Annotated in this window: 4 protein-coding genes; all 4 read right to left on the reverse strand. The window is 58.4% G+C overall.

What is annotated here, in order from left to right:
* Positions 1-46 precede the first annotated feature (46 nt).
* On the reverse strand, positions 47-1,072 hold the full coding sequence (locus J5M71_RS25645) for a major capsid protein (protein WP_000063280.1): 1,026 nt from the start codon (positions 1,070-1,072) through the stop codon (positions 47-49).
* A 55-nt stretch (positions 1,073-1,127) separates the two neighbouring features.
* A complete protein-coding gene (locus J5M71_RS25650; RefSeq protein WP_001297109.1) occupies positions 1,128-1,460 on the reverse strand; it encodes a head decoration protein in 333 nt (110 codons plus the stop codon).
* 9 nt (positions 1,461-1,469) lie between these two features.
* Positions 1,470-2,789, reverse strand: coding sequence for a S49 family peptidase (locus J5M71_RS25655; protein WP_000123343.1), 1,320 nt, complete (start codon positions 2,787-2,789; stop codon positions 1,470-1,472).
* On the reverse strand, positions 2,770-3,491 hold a 722-nt coding region (locus J5M71_RS25660; protein ID WP_047662475.1), incomplete at its 5' end, for a phage portal protein. The genes J5M71_RS25660 and J5M71_RS25655, both read right to left, overlap by 20 nt.

Raw genomic sequence — 3,491 nt, forward strand, 5'->3', positions numbered from 1 at the left:
GTCATGGACTCCTCCACAGAGAAACAATGGCCCCGAAGGGCCATGATTACGCCAGTTGTACGGACACGAACTCATCAGGGTCAGCCAGCAGCATCAGCGGTGCTGACTGAATCATGGTGAACTCACGCGCCGGATCGCCGGTGGTCACCCAGTTTTTCGGGTAACGGGCAGAGGCGTTAATGCCTTCGCGCTGTGCGTCCGCATCCTGAATGCAGCCATAGGTGCGCAGACCGCGTGCCTGAGTGTTCCCCAGCACCATCGTGTTGTCCGGCAGGAAGTTCTTTTTGACGCCGTTTTCCACGTACTGTCCGGAATACACGACGATGGCCACATCGCCATACATCCCCTTATAGGACACCGCTTTGCCCAGGTCTTTCACCGCTGTCTCCAGCTCGGAATTAGAGCCACGACGGGTATCCAGCTTCTCCTTGACGGCTTTGAAGGAACGGAACAGCGCCCAGCCTTTCGGATCGAACACGATGATATTCACCACACCGCTGGCGTTCAGCGCGTAGGCTTCGATATCGTCGGTCGGGTCATACGTGGACTTGTCACGCTTGCTCCACTCCGTGCCGCCGGACTGCGTGATGTTATTCTCCTCACTGCGGCCCATATCCACCTCAACCGGATCGAAGGCTTCACCGGTCATGGTGTATTTGCCCTTAAGCACGGCAGAAACTGCCTGCATCTCTTCGACCTGAGCAATGGCCAGCTCTTCGTCACGCATGTTCTGCATGATGATGCGACGGCGGCGGTAAGCCGGGTCCGCCAGATTCTGCGGATCTTCATCCGGCAGGCGACGCAGGGTCATCTGCGGATTCACTTCATGCTTCGGCTTGACATATCCCGGCGTAAATTCAGAGGTGGAGCCGCCACGGGAACGGATAACCTCACCGGAAACAATCGGCGAAACGTACAGCGCCATGTTTACCAGTCCCGGAATTTGTGAGAGATAGACTTTCTCCGTGGTGAAGGGATAGCTCTCACGGAAAAAGAGACGCAGAAACAGCGGATCAAACTTAAATTTCTGCTCATTTGCCGCCAGCAGTTGGGCGGTTGTGTACATCGACATAAAAAAATCCCGTAAAAAAAGCCGCACAGGCGGCCTTTAGTGATGAAGGGTAAAGTTAAACGATGCTGATTGCCGTTCCGGCAAACGCGGTCCGTTTTTTCGTCTCGTCGCTGGCAGCCTCCGGCCAGAGCACATCCTCATAACGGAACGTGCCGGACTTGTAGAACGTCAGCGTGGTGCTGGTCTGGTCAGCAGCAACCGCAAGAATGCCAACGGCAGCACCGTCGGTGGTGCCATCCCACGCAACCAGCTTACGGCTGGAGGTGTCCAGCATCAGCGGGGTCATTGCAGGCGCTTTCGCACTCAATCCGCCGGGCGCGGTTGCGGTATGAGCCGGGTCACTGTTGCCCTGCGGCTGGTAATGGGTAAAGGTTTCTTTGCTCGTCATAAACATCCCTTACACTGGTGTGTTCAGCAAATCGTTAACGGCATCAGATGCCGGGTTACCTGCAGCCAGCGGTGCCGGTGCCCCCTGCATCAGACGATCCAGCGCAGTGTCACTGCGCGCCTGTGCACTCTGTGGTGCTGCGGCCAGAATGCGGCGGGCCGTTTTCACGGTCATACCGGGGGTTTCTGCCAGCACGCGTGCCTGTTCTTCGCGTCCGTGAGCCTCCTCACAGTTGAGGATCCCCATAATGCGGCTGTTTTCTGCCGCAACCGCTGCGGTGATCTGCGCGTTCACGTCCGGCTGCGCCGCGCTGGCGTTCTCGCCCTCCGTCGCTGGCACCACGTCAGTAACGTCAGCCTGCGAAGCAGTGGCTGAAACAGTTGTTGATTGAGTCTCTTTGGTCATTCGCCCTCCTGAGAGACGGGATTTACGTGCATCCAGTGCATCACGCATGACGGTGATCGCATCGGTGCTGTTAACAAGTTCATCAGCCAGTCCGGCATCAATGGCCTCCTGACCGCTGTACACTGCAGCCTCGGTATCCAGCACAACCTGCACGGACAGGCCGGTATATGCCGACACCTTCTGCGCAAACATCTGGCGGGTTGCGTCCATCCGGGACTGCAGTGTCTCCCGGACGTCATCCGGAAGATGGCTGTAGGGGTTGCCATCCACCTTATGGCTGCCGCTGTAAATCAGCGTGATTTCCACACCCTGTTTCTCCAGCGCAGCACCGTAATTACTGTGAGCCATCATGACGCCGATGGAGCCTGTCCGGGCGGTCTGCGTGACCAGACGCCGGGAGGCGGCACTGGCAAGCAACTGACCTGCACTGCAGTTCATGTCGTTGGCAAGCGCCCATACCGGTTTTATGTCACGCACACGGGCGATGATGTCAGCGCAGTCAAATGCCCCCGCCACCATCCCGCCGGGCGTGTCCATATCGAGCAGAATGCCGTCCACCATCGGATCGCTGGCAGCCTGTTGCAGACGGGCGATAATGCCGTTGTAACCGGTCATCCCCGAGTACGGCTGCAGCGCCCGCGTCCGGCTGACCAGCGTGCCGGACACCGGCAGCACGGCGATGCCGTTCATGACCTGATAACTGCGGGCCTGTCGTGGTCCGTCATCATCACCGGATAATGCCAGCGTCGCGAGTGCCTCCTGGGCAGTCAGGCTGTCGCCGGACACCGCATCCGTCAGGCTGCTGATCCCAAGCTGGCCTGCAAGCGCACAAAAGAAAACCCGCGCATAGGCGGGTTCAAGCATCAGCGGCTCATTAAAGGCCATGCTGGCAATATGCGGGAGATTACGCAGCTCTGCTGTCACTCTTCTCCTCCTCTGTTGATTGTCGCAGCCCGGATTCAAATGCTGCAGCCGCCCAGGCGGGCGGTTTAAGACCGGCTGCACGGCGCTCCATCGTTTCACGGACCTGCTGGGCAAAAATTTCCTGATAGTCGTCACCGCGTTTTGCGCACTCTTTCTCGTAGGTACTCAGTCCGGCTTCTATCAGCATCACCGCTTCCTGAACTTCTTTAAGACCATCGATGGCCATACGACCGGAGCCTATCCAGTCGCAGTTCCCCCAGGCACTGCGGGCTTCCTGAAAACTGAAGCGCGCTTTTGAAGGTAACGTCACCACGCGGCGAACGATGGCCTCTTCCAGCCAGCACAGAAACATCTGGCTCGCCTGACGGGATGCGACGAATTTTCGCCGCCCCATAAAGTACGCCCACGACTCGTTCGCACTGGCCCGTGCCGTGGAGTAGCTCATCTGGGCGTAATTCCGGGAAAGCTGCTCATACGAGACACCCAGCCCGGCAGCGATATACCGCAGCAGTGACTGCTCAAACACGGAGTAGCCGTTATCCGTATCCTGAGCCGTCTGCAGGTTCAGTGAGTCACCCGGCATCAGGTGCGGTACTTTTGCGCCTCCCAGCCGGACCGGCGCTGCGGCGTAATACGCGGCAATTTCACCAATCCAGCCGGTCAGCCTTTCCCGCTGCTCCTGACTGTTCGCGCCCAGAATAA

The sequence above is a fragment of the Pseudomonas sp. 43(2021) genome (assembly GCF_017490805.1).
Taxonomy (GTDB): domain Bacteria; phylum Pseudomonadota; class Gammaproteobacteria; order Pseudomonadales; family Pseudomonadaceae; genus Aquipseudomonas.

Coding starts and splice junctions, on each gene's coding strand:
- J5M71_RS25645 (WP_000063280.1), bottom strand. CDS start 1,072: ATGTCGATGTACACAACCGCCCAACTGCTGGCGGCAAATGAGCAGAAA.
- J5M71_RS25650 (WP_001297109.1), bottom strand. CDS start 1,460: ATGACGAGCAAAGAAACCTTTACCCATTACCAGCCGCAGGGCAACAGT.